Origin of the sequence: Streptomyces sp. (assembly GCF_036524955.1) — a bacterium.
Taxonomy (GTDB): domain Bacteria; phylum Actinomycetota; class Actinomycetes; order Streptomycetales; family Streptomycetaceae; genus Actinacidiphila.
This window is the reverse complement of the sequence record NZ_DATDBG010000143.1, coordinates 19,200-36,685: the sequence shown is the minus strand read 5'-3', so window position 1 is coordinate 36,685 and position 17,486 is coordinate 19,200. Positions and strand designations below refer to the sequence as shown.

General features: G+C 72.3%; 15 protein-coding genes. 2 read left to right on the top strand and 13 right to left on the bottom strand.

The window, feature by feature from the left end:
• Nucleotides 1-213: 213 nt before the first annotated feature.
• The 4 genes from VIW71_RS11665 to VIW71_RS11650 form a co-directional block, all read right to left on the bottom strand.
• Complete coding sequence (locus VIW71_RS11665) at nt 214-1,563, bottom strand: hemolysin family protein (RefSeq protein ID WP_331622028.1); 1,350 nt, start codon at nt 1,561-1,563, stop codon at nt 214-216.
• A 37-nt stretch (nt 1,564-1,600) separates the two neighbouring features.
• A complete protein-coding gene (ybeY, locus tag VIW71_RS11660; protein ID WP_331622027.1) occupies nt 1,601-2,095 on the bottom strand; it encodes an rRNA maturation RNase YbeY in 495 nt (164 codons plus the stop codon).
• A gap of 13 nt (nt 2,096-2,108) precedes the next feature.
• Nucleotides 2,109-3,167 carry a PhoH family protein gene (locus tag VIW71_RS11655; RefSeq protein WP_331622026.1) on the bottom strand — a complete coding sequence of 353 codons (1,059 nt, stop codon included), beginning with the start codon at nt 3,165-3,167 and terminating at the stop codon, nt 2,109-2,111.
• 371 nt (nt 3,168-3,538) lie between these two features.
• A complete protein-coding gene (locus VIW71_RS11650) occupies nt 3,539-4,648 on the bottom strand; it encodes a carbohydrate kinase family protein (RefSeq protein ID WP_331622025.1) in 1,110 nt (369 codons plus the stop codon).
• A 71-nt stretch (nt 4,649-4,719) separates the two neighbouring features.
• Between VIW71_RS11650 and VIW71_RS11645 the strand changes: the two genes are divergently transcribed.
• Both VIW71_RS11645 and VIW71_RS11640 read left to right on the top strand, forming a co-directional pair.
• Nucleotides 4,720-6,048 (top strand): 6-phospho-beta-glucosidase, encoded by a 1,329-nt coding sequence (locus tag VIW71_RS11645; RefSeq protein WP_331622024.1) that lies wholly within the window; start codon nt 4,720-4,722, stop codon nt 6,046-6,048.
• A gap of 434 nt (nt 6,049-6,482) precedes the next feature.
• Nucleotides 6,483-6,956 (top strand): HIT family protein, encoded by a 474-nt coding sequence (locus VIW71_RS11640; protein ID WP_331622023.1) that lies wholly within the window; start codon nt 6,483-6,485, stop codon nt 6,954-6,956.
• 20 nt (nt 6,957-6,976) lie between these two features.
• On the opposite strand, the gene VIW71_RS11635 is transcribed toward VIW71_RS11640, so the two are convergent.
• From VIW71_RS11635 to VIW71_RS11595, 9 genes are all read right to left on the bottom strand, one after another.
• Nucleotides 6,977-7,564, bottom strand: a complete 588-nt coding sequence (locus tag VIW71_RS11635; RefSeq protein WP_331622022.1) for a hypothetical protein — start codon at nt 7,562-7,564, stop codon at nt 6,977-6,979.
• Nucleotides 7,561-8,919 (bottom strand): hypothetical protein, encoded by a 1,359-nt coding sequence (locus tag VIW71_RS11630; protein ID WP_331622021.1) that lies wholly within the window; start codon nt 8,917-8,919, stop codon nt 7,561-7,563. Before VIW71_RS11630 ends, VIW71_RS11635 begins: the two co-directional genes overlap by 4 nt.
• Nucleotides 8,920-9,104: 185 nt before the next feature.
• Nucleotides 9,105-9,680 (bottom strand): hypothetical protein, encoded by a 576-nt coding sequence (locus tag VIW71_RS11625; RefSeq protein ID WP_331622020.1) that lies wholly within the window; start codon nt 9,678-9,680, stop codon nt 9,105-9,107.
• A gap of 34 nt (nt 9,681-9,714) precedes the next feature.
• On the bottom strand, nt 9,715-10,332 hold the full coding sequence (locus tag VIW71_RS11620) for a hypothetical protein (protein WP_331622019.1): 618 nt from the start codon (nt 10,330-10,332) through the stop codon (nt 9,715-9,717).
• A 31-nt stretch (nt 10,333-10,363) separates the two neighbouring features.
• Nucleotides 10,364-11,827: a WXG100 family type VII secretion target gene (locus VIW71_RS11615; protein ID WP_331622018.1), complete on the bottom strand. Its 1,464-nt coding sequence runs from the start codon at nt 11,825-11,827 to the stop codon at nt 10,364-10,366.
• The gene (locus VIW71_RS11610; RefSeq protein ID WP_331622017.1) at nt 11,824-12,144 is read right to left on the bottom strand and encodes a hypothetical protein; all 321 of its coding nucleotides are present in this window, start codon (nt 12,142-12,144) and stop codon (nt 11,824-11,826) included. The genes VIW71_RS11615 and VIW71_RS11610 overlap by 4 nt, the downstream gene beginning before the upstream one ends.
• 99 nt (nt 12,145-12,243) lie before the next feature.
• Nucleotides 12,244-13,149, bottom strand: coding sequence for a ribonuclease Z (locus VIW71_RS11605; RefSeq protein WP_331622016.1), 906 nt, complete (start codon nt 13,147-13,149; stop codon nt 12,244-12,246).
• A gap of 22 nt (nt 13,150-13,171) precedes the next feature.
• Nucleotides 13,172-13,528: a histidine triad nucleotide-binding protein gene (locus VIW71_RS11600; RefSeq protein WP_331622015.1), complete on the bottom strand. Its 357-nt coding sequence runs from the start codon at nt 13,526-13,528 to the stop codon at nt 13,172-13,174.
• Nucleotides 13,529-14,000: 472 nt separating this feature from the next.
• Nucleotides 14,001-17,357: a S41 family peptidase gene (locus tag VIW71_RS11595; RefSeq protein ID WP_331622052.1), complete on the bottom strand. Its 3,357-nt coding sequence runs from the start codon at nt 17,355-17,357 to the stop codon at nt 14,001-14,003.
• Nucleotides 17,358-17,486 lie beyond the last annotated feature (129 nt).

Sequence of the window (17,486 nt, the reverse complement as noted above, 5' to 3'; positions counted from 1 at the left end):
CTCGATCGCGGGATGCGATCACACAGGCTCACACCGTCGCAGCGGTGCGAGCGAGTTCACCATAGCGGCCTCCGGGAGGCGGAAGACAGCCCTCCGACCATCTCGGTGGATCACTCGTGATTTGCGTGACAGGGCCCTCGGTGGCTTACCCGTCATCGCGTGACAAGCGCACCGATGGATTACCCACCCGTTTACTCACAAGCCTTCGCCGGGTCACCCGTCATTGCGTGACAGGCCCCCCGCCGCATCGTCCGCAGCCTCTTCCTCAGGCCCGGCCTCGGCCCGCTCCTCCAGCGGCTCGACCAGCACCGTGCCGATCTGGTTGCGCCGCCCCGCCTGGGTCTCCGCGGTCAGCCGCAGTGCGACCGTGTCGCGCTCGCCCGCGGCGTCCTCCGGCAGCGGGACCACCGCGGTCGCACCCGGAATCGGCACCCGGCCGAGGAACTTGGCGAGCAGACCCCCCACCGTCTCCACGTCGTCGTCGTCCAGCGGCACCCCGTACAGCTCCCCGAGGTCGCCGATGTCGAGACGGGCGGTGACCCGGTAGCGGCCCTCCCCCAGCTCCTCCACCGGCGGGGCCTCCCGGTCGTACTCGTCGGTGATCTCGCCGACGATCTCCTCCAGGATGTCCTCGATGGTGACGATCCCGGCGGTGCCCCCGTACTCGTCGATGACGACGGCGACGTGGTTGCGGTCCCGCTGCATCTCGCGGAGCAGGTCACCCGCGTTCTTGGTGTCGGGCACGAACGCGGCGGGGCGCATCAGGGAGGAGACGGGGTCGGACTCGGCCTCCCGGTTGATGTGCACGCGGCGGGCCAGGTCCTTGAGGTAGACGAAGCCGACGACATCGTCCTCGCTCTCGCCGGTCACCGGGATGCGGGAGAAGCCGCTGCGCAGCGCGAGCGTCATCGCCTGACGGACCGTCTTGAACCGTTCGATCATGACCAGGTCGGTGCGTGGCACCATCACCTCGCGCACGATGGTGTCCCCGAGTTCGAAGACCGAGTGCACCATCCGGCGCTCCTCGTCCTCGATCAGCGACTCGGACTCGGCGAGGTCCACCATCGCCCGCAGCTCCGCCTCGCTCGCGAACGGCCCGCGTTTGAAGCCCTTTCCGGGGGTGAGCGCGTTGCCGAGCAGGATCAGCAGCCCGGGGATCGGGCCCATCACCCGGGCCAGCGGCAGCAGCACGTACGAGGCCGCGGTCGCGGTGTTCACCGGGTGCTGGCGGCCGATGGTGCGCGGCGAGACGCCGACCGCCACGTACGACACCAGGACCATCACCCCGATGGCGACGGTGAGCACCTGCCAGGAGCTGTCGAAGCGGCGGTCGCAGACCACGGTGATCAGTACGGCCGCGGCGGTCTCGCAGGCGACCCGGACCAGCAGGGCGACGTTCAGGTAGCGGGTCGGGTCGGAGGCGACGGCCAGCAGGTTCGCGGCGCCGCGGCGGCCGGAGCGCAGGGCGTCCTCGGCACGGAACCGGGAGATCCGGGCGATGCCGGCCTCGGCGCAGGCGGCGAGCCAGGCGACGACGACCAGCAGGACAGCGGAGACGATCATGTGCGGTGTGCTCTCTTCCCAGCCCTGTCCGCCGCCGTCAGTGGGTCGTGGGGGCGGGAGAGGGTCCGAGCAGGCCGCGCTCGGTGCGCCAGTCGTCCAGGATCGCCTTCTGCAGGCCGAACATCTCGGCCTGCTCGTCCCGCTCCTCGTGGTCGTAGCCGAGCAGGTGGAGGACGCCGTGGACGGTGAGCAGTTGCAGCTCCTCGTCCATGGAGTGCTTGGTCGGCGCCTCCTCGCCCTGCTTCTTGGCGATCTCGGGGCACAGCACGATGTCCCCGAGCAGGCCCTGTGCGGGCTCCTCGTCGTCCTTCCCGGGACGCAGCTCGTCCATCGGGAAGGACATCACGTCGGTCGGCCCCGGCAGGTCCATCCACTGGAGGTGGAGCTGCTCCATCGCGGCGGCGTCCACGGCGATCACCGAGAGCTCGGAGAGCGGGTGGATGCGCATGCGCTGGAGCGTGTAGCGGGCGGCGTCGAGAACCGCCTGCTCGTCGATATCCCAGCCGGACTCGTTGTTGACGTCGATCGCCATGGTGGTGGTTCGGTTACTTTCTGTCGGGCCCTGCGCCGTTGCCACCGCTGGTGGAGCCGATGGCGCTGTCGTACCGCTCGTACGCGTCCACGATGCGTCCCACCAGCTTATGGCGGACCACGTCGGTGCTGGTGAGCCGGGAGAAGTGGACGTCCTCCACGTCGGCAAGGATCTCCTGCACCTGGCGCAGACCGCTCTTCGTGCCGTTCGGCAGGTCGACCTGGGTGACGTCACCGGTGATGACGATCTTGGAGTCGAAGCCGAGCCGGGTCAGGAACATCTTCATCTGCTCGGCGCTGGTGTTCTGCGCCTCGTCGAGGATGATGAACGCGTCGTTCAGGGTCCGGCCGCGCATGTACGCCAGCGGCGCCACCTCGATGGTGCCGGCCGCCATCAGGCGCGGAATGGAGTCGGGGTCCAGCATGTCGTGCAGCGCGTCGTACAGGGGCCGCAGGTACGGGTCGATCTTCTCGTAGAGGGTGCCCGGCAGGAAGTCGAGCCGCTCGCCCGCCTCGACCGCGGGGCGGGTCAGGATGATCCGGTTGACCTGCTTGGACTGCAGGGCCTGGACCGCCTTGGCCATCGCCAGGTAGGTCTTGCCGGTACCGGCCGGACCGATGCCGAAGACGATCGTGTGCCGGTCGATCGCGTCCACGTACCGCTTCTGGTTCAGCGTCTTGGGGCGGATGGTGCGACCCCGGTTGGACAGGATGTTCTGGGTGAGGACCTGCGCGGGAGTCTCGGTGCCCGGTCCGGTCGCGCTGCCGTTGGCCCGCAGCATGGCGATCGAACGCTCCACGGCGTCCTCCGTCATGGGCTGGCCGGTGCGCAGCACCAGCATCATCTCGTCGAAGAGCCGCTGGACCAGGGCCACCTCGGAGGCCTCACCGACGGCGCTGATCTCGTTGCCCCGTACATGAATGTCGACGGCCGGGAACGCCTGCTCGATCACGCGGAGGAGGGCGTCCCCCGAGCCCAGAACGGTCACCATGGGGTGCTTGGCCGGTACGACGAAGTGGGCGCGCGCCTGCGGCGGCTGCGGCTCCTGCTGCTTTGTCGGTGTCTGAGTCATGGGCCGGCGCTAAGGCCTGCTCATCCCGCTTTCTGCTGATCGAATGACCCGAAGGGCCTTGGTGTTCCAAGGGTACGACGTGCGCCCGCCCGGGCCGAGAGGATTTGGGCCACCCCGCTCGCTCACGCCGGGCCCTCACGGACTTGGTCGGTCTTCCTGCTCTCCCCCTGCCTTCGGCGGGAGGTGCCCCCACCCTCCGCGGGAGGCCTCGTCCCTCGGCCGCCGGGAGCTCGGGCGTCAGCCCCACCCCGTTCCCGGTCAGTCCTCCTGCTCACTCCCTCCGCGGCCGGCCTCGTCCCTCGGCCACCCACTCCGGGAGCTCGGGCGTCAGCCCTCCGCGGGCACTCACACCACTCCCCCGTGCGGCCGGCTCACGCCGGACGGAAGCCGATGGTCGGGACCGCGCGGCGCAGCGGCCAGGGGCGGGTGCCGGCCGGCAGGAGGGTCTCCAGGAAGGCGTAGCGGGTCAGGACCTCACGGTGGACGGCGACCTCGCCCGCGTACGCCTTCACCTGCTGCCACCAGCCGGCGATCTCGATCCAGCCGGGCGCCGACAGGGAGCCGCCGAACTCCTGGACGGACAGCGCCGCGCACAGCGAGGCGAAGGCCAGCCGGTCGGCGAGCGGCCAGCCGGCCAGCGTGCCGGTGACGAACCCGGCCACGAACACGTCGCCCGCGCCCGTCGGGTCCAGCGTCTCCACCAGCAGCGCGGGCACCTCGGCGGTCTCGCCGGTCGACGAGTCCACCGCGCACGCGCCCTCCGCGCCCAGCGTGACGACCGCGAGCGGCACCAGCTCGGCGAGCTTGCGGACGGCCTCGTGCGGGGTGGCGGCACGGGTGTAGTGCATCGCCTCGGCGGCGTTCGGCAGGAACGCGGTGCAGTGCCGCAGCCCCTCCAGGTCGACGGGGTCCCAACGGCCGGTCTCGTCCCAGCCGACGTCGGCGAAGATCTTCGTGCCGGAGGCGGCGGCGTCCGCGATCCAGTCCGGGGTCTCCTCCCCCGCGTGCCCGTGGTGCCCGAGCGCGGCGACCGCGGCCCGCGCGGGCGGCGGGCAGGCGGGCACCGCGTCCTCGGGCGGGGGCGCCCGGTGCCCGTGGCTGACCATCGTGCGCTCCCCCTCGTACGCCATCGACACGGTGACCGGCGAGTGCCAGCCGGGCACCCGGCGGGACAGGCCGAGGTCGATGCCCTCCCCGGTCTGCAGGCTGTCCCAGCAGTAGTCGCCGTACATGTCGTCCCCGAAGGCCGCGGCGAGCGTGGTCCGCAGCCCGAGCCGGGCCAGCGCGGTGGCCATGTTCGCGATGCCGCCGGGGCTCGATCCCATGCCGCGGGCCCACGACTCCGTACCGCGTACGGGCGCGCTGTCCAGGCCGGTGAAGATGATGTCCAGGAACACGGTGCCGGTCAGGTAGACGTCGGTGGCCGGGTCCCCCGGTACGCGCAGGGCGCCGAGCGGGTCGAGAACGGGCTGATCCTCCATGCTTGACACTGTGCATGAAGAGCCGTGCGGGCGTGTAGCTGCTGCGCGCGGCCCGTGGCGGACGGAGTCTGATGAGACTGACGATTCTCGGTGGCGGCGGATTCCGGGTGCCGCTGGTCTACCGGGCGCTGCTGGACGAGCCGGCGGTGAGCGAGGTGGTGCTGTACGACACGGACGCGGGGCGGGTGCGGGTGATCTCGTCCGTGCTGAGCGCCCTGCGGGCGGCCTCGCGGGGCCCGGAGGGGTTCGCCGGGCCCGCCGTGCGCGTCGCCCACGACCTGGACGACGCCCTGCGCGGCGCCGACTTCGTCTTCTCCGCCATCCGCGTCGGCGGTACGGCCGGGCGCGTGCGGGACGAGCGGGTGCCGCTGCGGCAGGGCGTACTCGGGCAGGAGACGGTGGGCGCGGGCGGCGTGCTGTACGGGCTGCGGACGCTCCCGGTGGCGGTACGGGTGGCCGAGCGGGTACGTGCCCTCGCCCCGGACGCGTGGGTGATCAACTTCACCAACCCGGCGGGCATGGTCACCGAGGCGATGTCCCGGGTGCTGGGCCCGCGGGCGATCGGGATCTGCGACTCGCCGGTGGGCCTGGTCCGGCGGGCGGCCCGGGCGGCGGGCGCGGACCCGGACGCCCCCGGCTTCGGTTACGACTACGTGGGCCTGAACCACCTCGGCTGGCTGCGGCGGCTCACCCTGGACGGCCGCGACCTGCTGCCCGGACTGCTCGCCGACCCGGCCGCGCTGGGCTCCTTCGAGGAGGGACGGCTCTTCGGCCCGCAGCTGCCGGCGATGCTGGGCGCGCTGCCCAACGAGTACCTGCACTACTACTACTTCCGGCGGGAGACGCTGGCCGCCGTCCGGTCCGCTCCCGCCACCCGCGGGGAGTTCCTCGACCGGCAGCAGTCCGGTTTCTTCGCGGCGGCGGGCGGTCTGCTGCCCGGGGCCGCGTACGAACTGTGGGAGCGGATGCGGCTGGAGCGCGAGGCGACATACCTGGCGGAGAGCCGGGAGGCGAGCGGCGGCTGGCAGCGCGACCCGCACGACCTGGAGGGCGGCGGTTACGACCGGGTGGCGCTCGCGCTGATGCGGGCGATCGCGCGCGACGAACGTACGGTGCTGATCCTCAACGTGCCCGGCGGCGGCGCGGTCTCCTTCCTCGACCCGGACGCCGTCGTCGAAGTGCCGTGCGAGGTGGGGGGCTTCGGGGTGCGCCCGCTGCCGGTGGCCCCGCCCGACGAGCACCAGGCGGGACTGATGCTGAGCGTGAAGGCGGTGGAGCGCGCGGCGATCGAGGCCGCGTCGACGGGTTCGCGTACGGCTGCGCTGCGTGCGCTGGCGCTGCATCCGCTGGTGGACTCCGCGAGTGCGGCGAGCCGGATCCTGGACGAGGTGTGGGGGTGAGGGCGCCGGGGGGCGGTGACGGTGTTTCCGCGTCGTGCCGCGCATGACCGCCCTTCCTGACTTCTCGCCTCGCGCAGTGCTACCCGCAGCACAAACGCTGTTGAACAGTCCTCCCCGCGCGTTCGGCATGCCGCCGGCAGTCCCGGACATGGGCCAGGCATGCCCGGTAAGCGACCTCCGCCCCGCCCCTCAGCGATGTTCACGCCGGCGGGCACAAGGTGTTCAGGGCCGGAGACGTCCTGCGACGGGTCCCTCTGCGGCCACTCCCCTACGCCCACCGCGTCTCCCGCCAGACGTCCAGGGGGGCGGGCACCGAACTCGTTCGCCGCACCTGGACGCACACGGCCAAGGCCGTGCCGCACTGTCGTGCAGGTTCGGATATTCGTGGGCGCGGAATAGCTCCTGCTGATCAGCCGTGTATAGGGTCGCTGATCATGACTGATGACTGGCAGAAGGACCGGATCGGTAGCGCCCTTCGAGGTGAGAATCCGACGGTGCTCCGGAGGTTGGAGGCCGGGTTCGCGGTGGTCGGGGACGTTCAGTTCCTGCCGGGATACTCGGTGCTGCTGGCGGATGATCCTGCTGTTCAGCGGCTATCGGAGCTTCCACGGAGTAAGCGGCTGGCGTTCCTGGCTGACATGGACAGGCTTGGGGAGGCCGTCGAGCGCGCCTGCAGCCGGTTGGATCCTGCCTTCCGGCGGGTCAACCTGGAGATTCTCGGAAACACCGACCCGTTCCTGCATGCGCATGTGTGGCCGCGGTTCGAATGGGAGCCGACCGAACTCGTGAGCAAGCCCGTGTGGCTGTATCCGCGGGAACGGTGGAGCGACGAGCGGTATGCACTCGGCCAGCAGCACGACGCCTTGTGTAAGGCGATCGGCGAGGAGCTGGACCGGCTCGCTGCTTGACGATCCGCAACAAGGTCCCGTCATGATCGACGGGCTACCTCGGCTGCGTAGGCGGTTCTGACGGCTCCTGCCGCCCACCGTTCGGCCGCGAAGGAGCTGACCCCGAGGAGCCGCTGGAGGACGGCTGGGGGCATCTGGATACAGAGATCGAGCAAGGCAGCGCATCGCGCGGCTTCGGAGGGGAGTCCGATGTTGCGGAGCCTACTTGCGAGTCGGCGGCTGGTCAGCGGCTTGCCGGGGCGCTGGGTCGGGAAGAGCCAGGGTGCGTTCTGGTCGTTGGACATCACCATGTGCTCATGGCTGCGGGCGATCTCAACGAGCTGGAGGCCGGTCAGTGGACCCGCGGCCCGGAGACTCAGATGCAGCTCGATCCCGCCGTTGCGGTACGCCTCCTCGGCACGCACCGCAAGTTCTTCCCTGGCCTGCGCCTTGAGCAGCGGCGCGTCGTCGAGCCCTTGGAACTGCCGCTCCACCAGCGCCGCGACGGCCGCCGCCCGGCCGTCGGGCGCGAGGTCGATCCGGAACCAGCCGGAGGGCAGCAGGAGGGTGTAGTCGGACGGCGCGTCCCCCTGCTCGGTCCCGCGGGCTGCGGGCTGCGAGACCGTCATGAGGCGGGTTCCTCCTGACCGGGTGCGGGGCGGTCGAGGCGCAGCCTGCCGTGCAATTCGTGGGCGGCGAGCGGGAGGAGGGTGCCGAGCAGCGCCAGCACGGCGAGGGTGACACCGACGGCGCGGGCGGTGGGGTGGCCTTCGACCAGCGCGCAGCCGAGGAGGCCGATGGCTCCGGTGCCCAGTGCGACTCCTGTTCCCGCGCCGCCCGACTGGCTGCTCGGGAAGCGGGTGACACGGCGGGCGACGGCCGGGCGCAGGGAGGAGAGATCGGTGTCCATCGCGGCCACCCGGTGCTGCGGCCAGTGCTCCTTCGCTGCGAGTTCCCGGTCCCTGACCGGAAGGGCGGTCGCCGTCACCAGCTCCTTCCACCTGGCCTCCCCCTTCGCCCCGGCGAACCAGCAGGCCCACGGCAGAGCACCGCGCACCTGCCCGTCAGGACCGTGCAGTTCGACGGCGACCGAGGAGCGGGTGCCATGCTCCACAATCCGCACCAGGGCGGCCACGCGGTGGGGGCCGGTACGCGGCAGCCAGCGTTCCTGACCGACCTGGTCGACCAGGACGAGGTCGCGGTCCTGGACGCGTACGGCGGCCGTCGTCACGAAGCGGACGGTCATCCCGGCGCCCGGCTCGGGGTCGGGTGTCACGCGCAGGCCACCCGGCGACGGAAGCCGGCGCTCCCGCAGGGCGGTCTGGGCCCGGGCGGCGAGGGTGAGCAGCGGCAGGAGTACGGCCGCGCCGGCGGTGACCACCCGTGCCCCGACCGGGGGGCGGTCCACCGGGAGGATCGCGATGACGAAGGCCACGAACCAGACGGCGAGGGCGGCGCCGCGGCCCAGCGTGTTCCAGACCGGCAGGAGCCTGCCCGGCCGGGCCCAGGCGCTTTTGTCGACGGTCGCGTTGTCCCGCTCCCGCACCGTCGTCACCGGTACCCGCAGGTCCGCCAGCAGCCCGGCGACCCCGGTCACCGCGAGCAGGCGTTCACCGCGGGGCGGCTCGGCGGCGAAGGCCGCCCCTTCCGGCAGCCAGTCGTCGAGTTCGATCCGCAGGACGCACCGGTCCTTCGCGTTCCGGAGATCGACGTACCCCCAGGGCCCGGGCAGGTCCGGCCCCATGCGGCCCCCGACGGGCGGGCCGGGCGCGTCGACGTGGACGGCGCGCCGGATGCCGCCGTCACCGACGAGGTGGCGGCGCTCGGTGCCGTGCCGGTCGCGTACCACCACGTCGCGCTTGTCGCGGAAGACACAGGCATTGCGCAGGACGTCGAGCCCCGGGCTGCGGCGGGCGGCGGGCCGCAGCGCCGGCTCGGGCTGTTCGCGGGTGGGGGGCAGGGCGCCCGGCGTGGGCGCGCTCACGATCGGCCCCCGTCGACACGGGCCTGCCACGCGTGCGGCCCACGGGTGGCCGGACATCCGGAGTAAGTGGGGGCGGGACTGCACAGTTCGCGGCCGAGGCGGGCGACCTCCTCCGGATCGCCCGGTACGGGGTCGCCGTCTTCGCCGAGCACTTCGCAGCCCTGAGTGGGACGGGTCATGTCCGGTCAGGTGCCGTCGCCGACGGTGAAGCTGTGGGCGATCTCGTCGGCGATCGGCACGATGAAATCAGCGACCCCGGGGGTGGCCCAGGAGAACAGCAGCAGGAACGCCCCCTCGGAGCCAGTCGGCAGCACACCGTAGGTGACGGTCTCCACCAGAGTGCTCGGGCCGCCGAATCCCGTCCGCCGGTCCGCCAACGCCTGCCGGATCCGCACCGCGGGCCCGGCCGGCAGACTGGCCCGCTCCACCTCCGGCTCCCCGAAGTCGGGTGCGGAGAAGGTCCCGACGATCCAGTCGAGCGTCGGCTCCGGCACCTCACCGTCCGGGCGGACGGCCTGTACTTCCAGCACCGCCATCACCGCGTCCATCTCCGGCGGGGCCGGGCAGTAGGCGAACGCGAGGATCGGCTCACGGCCGCGCCCGTCCTCGGCATGCTCACGCAGTTCATGCATGAGGCCCCTGGAACCTCCGAGCACCTTGGCCTGTTCCTTCGCCCACCGGCGGACATTGACGTCTCCTCGGACCGGCAGCGGAATCCAGTCCTCGGGGCACTCGATCCCGAAGTTCCAGGTGTCGCCCATACGCTCTCAGCAGTTCCCTTCGTTGCGCCTTGCTTCACATCCACCGGAAGGACAGGGCGACGGCGTCGAACAGGTCCGCCATCGCGTCGGCCACCGGATCGAGCGGCGTGGAGAACGACAACAGCAGGTACGCCTCGGTGCCCGGCACGGGCAACCGGTAGTCGACGGACGTCACCGGCAGCGTATTGCCGCTCGGATCGTCCGGCGCCGGAACGCTCCGCGTCCTGACCCGTACAGCACGTCCGGTCGGCAGCTCCTCGACGCTGATCTCCTGACCGACCGGCCCGTGCTCCGAAAGGTACGCCGCCAGGTCCTCCGGTGCTGTCGCACCCGGCCGCTGCGAAGGCACGAGCGTGATCAGAAGTGCGGCGGGCACGGTCAGCGGACCCGCCGCCTGGAGGCTCAGATACAGCTCGATCCCGCCGTTGCGGTACGCCTCCTCGGCACGCACCGCAAGTTCTTCCCGGGCCTGTGCCTTGAGCAGCGGCGCGTCGTCGAGCCCCTGGAACTGCCGCTCCACCAGCGCCGCGACGGCCGCCGCACGGCGCTCAGAATCAAGGTCGATCCGGAACCAGCCGTCGGGCAGCATCAGCCAGTAGTCCGTCGGCTCGTTGGGCGCTCCGGCGCCCGTCTCGGCGTCCGCAACTGTCATGGGGGCGACTCCCCACGGGCGGGAAGAGATCTCAAGAGCCGACCTCACGGATGGCCGCATCCTTCACATTCAGCGAGTCCCAGGCTTTTGCCTTGTCGCTCAGGTCCACCACGATCCCGGACCACGTAGTGCCCTGCCAGATCTTCAGGTGCAGCTTGGCGATGTCGGCGACCTTCTTGACGGCCGGGAGGTCGGCGATGTCCGGTGCGAGGCCGGTGGCCACCTTGTCGATGTCGGCGGACAGTGCCGGATCGCCGATCCGGAACCGGACGCCCTGCCACGTGGATCCCTCGAACAGTCTCGGGAAGTCGCGGAACGCCTTGAGTTCCTTCACCGTCTGCCAGCTCTCCTTGGCGATAGCGACCGGGTTCGCCGCCTCGCGTACGCGGGCCCAACCCGGGAACCAACTGCCCGGCGCCTCGGTAACAGCCTTGTACGCCTCGCGGCCACGCGGAGCGTCTTCCGCCGCGCGATTGGCTGCCTTCCAGGCCTTCTGCACAGTGGTGTTGTACCCCTTCGTGCCCTTCTTGAGCCCGCGGGCGGCTACCTGCTCCATGGCCTTGGTGAATTTCGCGGATCTCGCGAGCCCCCGGGCACCGATGGAAGCCCCGCGTGCGGCTCCGATGGCGCCGCGGCCGATGCCGAACGTCGCCAGACCGACCGCGTCGAGGACGACGTCGAACCATGATCCTTCGCCGGCGAGGGCAAGGACAAGGTGCGCTGCGAGGGATACGACGGCAGCCAGGAGGGCGATGGTGCCCAGGATGCCCGCGAGTGCCGGGCCGATGACCGGGATCCACCCGACGCACAGGGACAGGATTCCACAGACCGTGGCGACGATCCCCGCGATGTCGGCGATCTTGCTGATCCAGCCCGCGTTCTCGTGAACCCAGTTCTTGAACTTGTCCCAGCGACTGTCCTTGAGACCGTCGTGGTCGATGGCGTGGCGGATCTTGTGGGCGGCGTGCTGGGCGGCGGTGTCGCGGATGTGTTTGGCGGTGTGGAGGGCGGCTCGGGCCTGGTTGAGGGCGTCGGCGGAGGCGTCGCGGCGGGTGGTGAGGGAGGCGAAGTGGGGGTCGTCGTCGGGGGTCTCGGGGGGTTTGCGGTCCAGGGCCCGCTGGGCGACGGTGTGTTCGGTGTCCGCGTCCTGCGCGTCGCGCAGCGCCTTGTCGGCCAACTTCTGGGCGCGGTGCAGGTCTCCCGCGTACGTGCCCTCGACCACGTCGGTGCCGAGCGCTGCCGCGGCCTCTTCGTAGCGGTGCAGGGCCTTGCGCAGCTTGCCCTCCGCCTTCTGCGCCTGGTCGCGGAACTCGTCGGCGGACTTGCCCTTCCACGATTCGACGGAGGCGAGCGCGCGGATCTCGTTGGCCTCCTTCTCGATCGCCTCGGCGGTCCTTCGCAGCTCACGGCCGAGGCGGGTGACCTCCTCCGGATCGCCCGGCACAGGGTCGCCGTCTTCGCCGAGGACTTCCCAGCCGTGGGCGGGGCGGGTCATGTCCGGTCCTTTGCGTCGGCCTTGTCGGTCGCGGTGAGCGCCTGGGCGAGATCCATGTCGATCCGGTCGAAGGTTTTCGCGGCCTCGTCGGTGATCTTCGCCAGCCGCTCCAGCTCGTCCGTCAGCTTCCTGCGGTGGACTGTCCAGTTGCTTCCGAAATCATGGAACATGTCCACCAGCAGATCGGACCCGAGTTCGGTGCGGCCGTAGCCGTCCGCCGGGTTGCCGTGGTGCGCGAATTCATCGTGGATACGGGTGAGCGCCTGGGCGCACTGCGCGATCCGCGTGGTGCTCGCGACGAGGTCGCCGTCCCCCATGCGTGATCCCAGCCTCGTGGCCGCTGTGCCTCCGACTCGACCAGCACATTAACAAACGCTCACGCCCGGGACCGGAGGAAACGCGCAACTCCGGTGACATCAGCGGCGTTTGGGGAACGGGATGCGGGTCATGTCCTCGGCGACGGTCAGGTCGCCCTGGAAGCCGGCGGCGCGGGCCTCGGTGGTGAACGGGGCGGGGTCGGGGTAGCGCTGGGAGAAGTGGGTGAGGACGAGATGGCGGACGGCGGCGTCGCGGGCGACGGCGGCTGCCTGGCCGGCCGTCAGGTGGCCGTGGTCGGCGGCGAGACGGGCGTCCTCGTCGAGGAAGGTGGACTCGATGACGAGGAGGTCGCAGCCGGCGGCGAGGGTGTGGACGCCCGGGCACAGGCGGGTGTCCATGACGAAGGCGAAGCTCTGGCCCGGACGTGGTTCGCTGACCTCGGCGAGGGTGACGCCGCGGAGGACACCCTCGCGCTGGAGACGGCCGATGTCGGGTCCGGTGATGCCGTGGGCGGCGAGGCGGTCGGGGAGCAGACGGCGGCCGTCGGGTTCGGTGAGCCGGTAGCCGTAGGACTCGACGGGGTGCGACAGGCGTACCGCGGAGAGGGTGAAGGCGGCGGTGACGGCGAGCGGACCGTCGGCGGTGACGGGCTCTTCACGGAGGTCGGCGGTCTCGTGGTACGCGGTGGCGTACCGGAGGCGGTCGAAGTAGCGCTGCCCGCTGACCGGGTAGTGCGCGGTGACCGGGTGCGGGACGCGGTCGAGGTTGATCCGCTGGATGACGCCGGCCAGGCCCAGACTGTGGTCGCCGTGGAAGTGCGTGACGCAGATCCGGGTCAGGTCGTGCGCGGCGACCCCGGCGTGCAGCATCTGCCGCTGGCTGCCCTCGCCGGGGTCGAAGAGGATGCCCTCGCGATCCCAGCGCAGGACGTAGCCGTTGTGGTTGCGCTGACGGGTCGGGACCTGGCTGGCGGTCCCCAGGACGACGAGTTCGCGGGACGACACGGGGTTCGCCGGGCTCCTACCGTCAGACCAGCCGCTGGAGGTCGCGCCCGCCCAGTACGTGGGCGTGCGCGTGGAACACGGTCTGCCCGGCGCCGGGTCCGGTGTTGAAGACGATCCGGTACCCGGTGGCGTCCACCTTCTCCTGTACGGCCACCTCGCCCGCCTCCCGCAGCACGTCCGCGGTCACCGCCGGGTCGCCGCTGGCCAGCGCGAGGGCGTCGGAGTAGTGCACCCGGGGAATGACCAGCACATGCGTCGGGGCCTGCGGGTTGATGTCCCGGAAGGCGACGGTCGTCTCGGTCTCCCGCACGATGGTCGCCGGGATCTCCCCCGACACGATCTTGCAGAACAGGCAGTCGGCCTGCGGTTCTCCCGCCATCTCGGCGGCTCCCTTCTCGAACGGTGCGGTGCGCTCCGCGCGGTTGGCGTGGTGCGGTGGTCTGGGCGGTCGGCTGTTGCGGCGGCTCGGTGCGGTACGGCGGCCGCGGCCGGTTCGGCTCCGGCCGGTTCGGTTCGGTTCCGGCCGGCGTGGTGCGGCCGGCGTGGTGCGGTCGGCCGACACGAGCCGTATGGCGTGGTCAGCACGCCGCCGCGCGGCCCAACCGCCCGGTCGGCGCGCACTCGCGCAAACACGTGCAGCCCGGCGCAGCCGGTTCGCATGCTACAGCTCCGCGGCCCGGCACGATCCTTCGGCGGGGCCCGCAGGTGCCCCGGCCCGGGGTCCCGGGAGACCGGACGCGGGGGCCGGGCGCACCGGTCGCGGACAGCCGGCAGCACCGGACCCGGCCGCCGAGGCCGAGCGGCGGCGCCGCCGCGGAAGACCGTGGCCGCGTCCCCCGAAGGCGCCGCCGTCACGGCAGCTCCGGGGGCCTCTTCGCCGGGTGCTCCTCCAGCGCGGCCAGGGCGAGCGCGATGGCCGTGTCGAGTTGCGGGTCGCGGCCCTCGGCCCAGTCCTGGGGGGTGTGGACGACCTCGACGTCCGGGTCGACGCCGTGGTTCTCGACCGCCCAGCCGAAGCCCTCCAGCCAGATGGCGTACTTCGGCTGGGTGACTGCGGTGCCGTCGACGAGCTGGTAACGGCTGTCGATGCCGACGACGCCGCCCCAGGTGCGGGTGCCGACCACCGGGCCGATGTCCAGCGCACGGATCGCCGCGTTGACGATGTCGCCGTCGGACCCGGAGAACTCGTTGGCGACCGCGACGACCGGGCCGCGGGGCGCGTCCTGGGGGTAGCTGAACGGGTGGGTGCCGCGGGGGACGTCCCAGCCGACGACGCGGCGGGCCAGCTTCTCCACGACGAGCTGCGACGTATGGCCGCCGCGGTTCTCGCGGACGTCCACGACCAGGCCCTCGCGGGCGACCTCGACCCGCAGGTCGCGGTGGAGGTGCGCCCAGCCACTGCTGACCATGTCGGGGACGTGCAGGTAGCCGAGCCGGCCGCCGGAGGCCGCGTGGACGTGGGCGCGGCGGCCGGCCACCCAGTCGTGGTAGCGCAGCGGCTCCTCGTCCGCGAGCGGGACGGCGACGACATGGCGTACCGGGCCGCCGGCGGCGGGGGCCACGGTGAGTTCGACGGGCTTGCCCGCGGTGCCGACCAGCAGCGGGCCCGGCCCGAGGATCGGGTCCACGGGGTTGCCGTCCACCGCGAGCAGCGTGTCGCCGGCCCGTACCGCCACACCGGGCGCGGCCAGCGGTGAGCGGGCCTCCGGGTCGGAGGACTCGCCGGGCAGCACCCGTGCGATCCGCCAGCCTCCCCCAGCCTCCGGCCGCGGGGACCCCTCTGTCGCCGCGCTCGCGTCCGCGCGGGCGAGGTCCGCGCCGAGCAGGCCCTGGCGGTGCAGCGGGTCGCGGTAGCCGCCGGGCGGGATGACGTACGCGTGCGAGGTGCGCAGTTCGCCGTGGAGTTCCCAGAGCAGGTCGACCAGGTCGTCGTGGGTGGCGATGCGGTCCAGCAGCGGGCGGTAGCGCTCGCCGACGGCGTCCCAGTCGAGGCCGCCCATGTCGGCCCGCCAGAAGTTGTCGCGCATGAGGCGGTGCGTCTCGGCGTACATCTGCCGCCACTCGTCGGCGGGGCGGACGGTGACCCTGATACGGGACAGGTCCACGCTCACCGAACTGTCGGAGTCCTCGTCGGCCTTGCTGTCGGCGGGCGCGACCCGCAGCTGCGACCCACTGGTCAGCAGCACCTTGGTTCCGTCGCCGGTGACCGCGAAGTCGTCGGTGTCGTCGGCGATCGTCTCGGTCCGCAGCCTGCCCAGGTCGTAGCGCTCCAGCACGGTGCCGGGCGGGTGCGCCTCGGGGGTGGCCAGCGCCGCGCCGAGTGTGCCGACCAGCGGGTGCCGCAACCACAGCACGCCGCTCTTGGCGGCACGCAGCCCGGTGTACCGCCCGGCCTCCACCGGGAACGGGACGATGCGGTCGGCCAGGCCCTCCGGGTCCACTTTGGTGGCGGGGGTACGCGGCCGGTCCCCCTCGGTGCCGCCCTCCTCCGCGACGGGGGTCTCCGTCTCGTCCGCGGGGGTCTGCGGCTCCTCGTCGTCCGCGTCGTACGGGCGCCCGTGCCGCTGCGGTCCGAACGGCGACGGGGTCGTCGCGGCCAGCGTGATCAGGTACGGACGGCAGGCGTTGGGGAAGGACAGGTCGAAAACGTGCGCGTCGTAAACCGGGTCGAAGGCCCGCTCGGACAGGAACGCCAGGTGGCGGCCGTCGGCGGTGAACGCGGGCGCGAAGTCGTTGAAGCGCAGCTGCGTCGCGTCCACCACGGTCAGGTCGGCGGTGGTGGCGAGCTTGACCTGCCGCAGCGAACCGGGCCCGGGGTGCGACCAGGCGAGCCAGGCGGAGTCCGGGGAGAAGGCGAGCCCCGACGCGTCACCCGCGTCACCGGCCACCACCTCCCGTACCTCACCGGTCTGCGTCTCGACCAGCAGCACCCGGCCGTCGTGCGAGGCGACGGCGATCCGGTGCCCGTCCGGCGAGACCTCGATCTCGTGCACCCGGCCGAGGCGCCCGGCGGCGAGCCGGCGCGGCGCCGTACCGGCAGGCAGTCCGGTGGCGGGGGCGACCTCCAGCGCGTCGTCGCCGTCGGCGTCCGTCACCCAGACGACCTGCTGGTCGCCGTCGCCGCCCTGCGAGAACACCCGCGGGTGCCGGGTCCGCACTCCCGGCTGTGCGGCCAGTGCCCGTGCGGGGCCACCGCGGTGGGTGATCCAGTGGGTGGTGCCGCGGATCTCGACGGCGCTGCCGCGGCCGGTACGGTCGGGGCGCGCGTCGCCGAGGTGGTGGGCGGCGCGCACGGGGTGCGGCTGGAGGTCGGTGCGCTGGCCGCCGAGGGTCACCTCCAGCGGGCGCGGTGCGGCGTCCGGGTCGGTCAGGTCGTCCAGCAGGTGGATACGGCCGGCCGCGACGTACGCGACGCGCGTGCCGTCGGTGGCGGCATGGCGCGCGTAGAAGCCTCCGAGCGGGCTGTGCCGGCGCAGGTCGGTGCCGTCGGGGAGGCTGGAGTAGACGGCGCCCTCGCCCTCGTGGTCGGAGAGGAACGCGATCCGCTCCCCCACCCACATCGGGCACTCGATGTTGCCGTCGAGGTCGGCGTGCACGCGCTGGAACGCGCCGTCGCCGTCGCGGTCCAGCCACAGCTTGCCGGCGGTGCCGCCGCGGTAGCGCTTCCAGTGGGCGGCCTCGCGGGTCATGGTGGCGGTCTGCAGGAGGACGGGGGCGGCGGTCGCGGGGCCGCCGTTCCCGGAGGCGCCTTCCGGCCCGCCTCCCGGATCCCCGCCGGCCACCGGGCCGTACGCCAGATCGCCGACCGGCCCGTACGGCAGTCTCACCGCCGGTCCGCCGTCCAGCGGCAGCAGCCGCGCCCAGGTGCGGCGCGTCGACGGCTCACCCTCGGCGGTGACCACGACGAGCTCGCCGCCGGGCGTCCAGCCCCGTACCGCCGTCCGCCCGTTCCCCCAGTACGTCAGGCGCCGCGCGGGCCCACCGTCCACCGGCGCCACGTGCACCTCGGGCGCGCCGTCGCGCGTGGAGGTCCACGCCACCAGCTCGCCGTCCGGCGAGATCCGCGGCCGGCCCACGGGCATGTTGTCCGCGCTCACCCGCCATGCCCGGCCGCCGTCCAGCGGCGCCACCCACACGTCGTCCTCCGCGGTGAAGGCGGTCAAGTCGCCGTGCGGATGCGGGTTTCTGAGATACGAGGGCAGCGTCAGCGTGCGCCTGGCGTTGCGCGGCGTCGGCCTCTCGGGCGTCGGGTGCGTCACAACGCCACCCTAACCACGCTCAACCGCTGGCAGCAGTACGGGCGGTGGAGTTGCCCGGGCCTTGACGGAGCCCCGGGC

Excerpts from the sequence above, each read along its gene's own strand:
- VIW71_RS11665 (WP_331622028.1), bottom strand. The coding sequence starts at position 1,563 with ATGATCGTCTCCGCTGTCCTGCTGGTCGTCGTCGCCTGGCTCGCCGCC.
- ybeY (WP_331622027.1), bottom strand. The coding sequence starts at position 2,095 with ATGGCGATCGACGTCAACAACGAGTCCGGCTGGGATATCGACGAGCAG.
- VIW71_RS11655 (WP_331622026.1), bottom strand. The coding sequence starts at position 3,167 with ATGACTCAGACACCGACAAAGCAGCAGGAGCCGCAGCCGCCGCAGGCG.
- VIW71_RS11650 (WP_331622025.1), bottom strand. The coding sequence starts at position 4,648 with ATGGAGGATCAGCCCGTTCTCGACCCGCTCGGCGCCCTGCGCGTACCG.
- VIW71_RS11645 (WP_331622024.1), top strand. The coding sequence starts at position 4,720 with ATGAGACTGACGATTCTCGGTGGCGGCGGATTCCGGGTGCCGCTGGTC.
- VIW71_RS11640 (WP_331622023.1), top strand. The coding sequence starts at position 6,483 with ATGACTGATGACTGGCAGAAGGACCGGATCGGTAGCGCCCTTCGAGGT.
- VIW71_RS11635 (WP_331622022.1), bottom strand. The coding sequence starts at position 7,564 with ATGACGGTCTCGCAGCCCGCAGCCCGCGGGACCGAGCAGGGGGACGCG.
- VIW71_RS11625 (WP_331622020.1), bottom strand. The coding sequence starts at position 9,680 with ATGGGCGACACCTGGAACTTCGGGATCGAGTGCCCCGAGGACTGGATT.
- VIW71_RS11620 (WP_331622019.1), bottom strand. The coding sequence starts at position 10,332 with ATGACAGTTGCGGACGCCGAGACGGGCGCCGGAGCGCCCAACGAGCCG.
- VIW71_RS11615 (WP_331622018.1), bottom strand. The coding sequence starts at position 11,827 with ATGACCCGCCCCGCCCACGGCTGGGAAGTCCTCGGCGAAGACGGCGAC.
- VIW71_RS11610 (WP_331622017.1), bottom strand. The coding sequence starts at position 12,144 with ATGGGGGACGGCGACCTCGTCGCGAGCACCACGCGGATCGCGCAGTGC.
- VIW71_RS11600 (WP_331622015.1), bottom strand. The coding sequence starts at position 13,528 with ATGGCGGGAGAACCGCAGGCCGACTGCCTGTTCTGCAAGATCGTGTCG.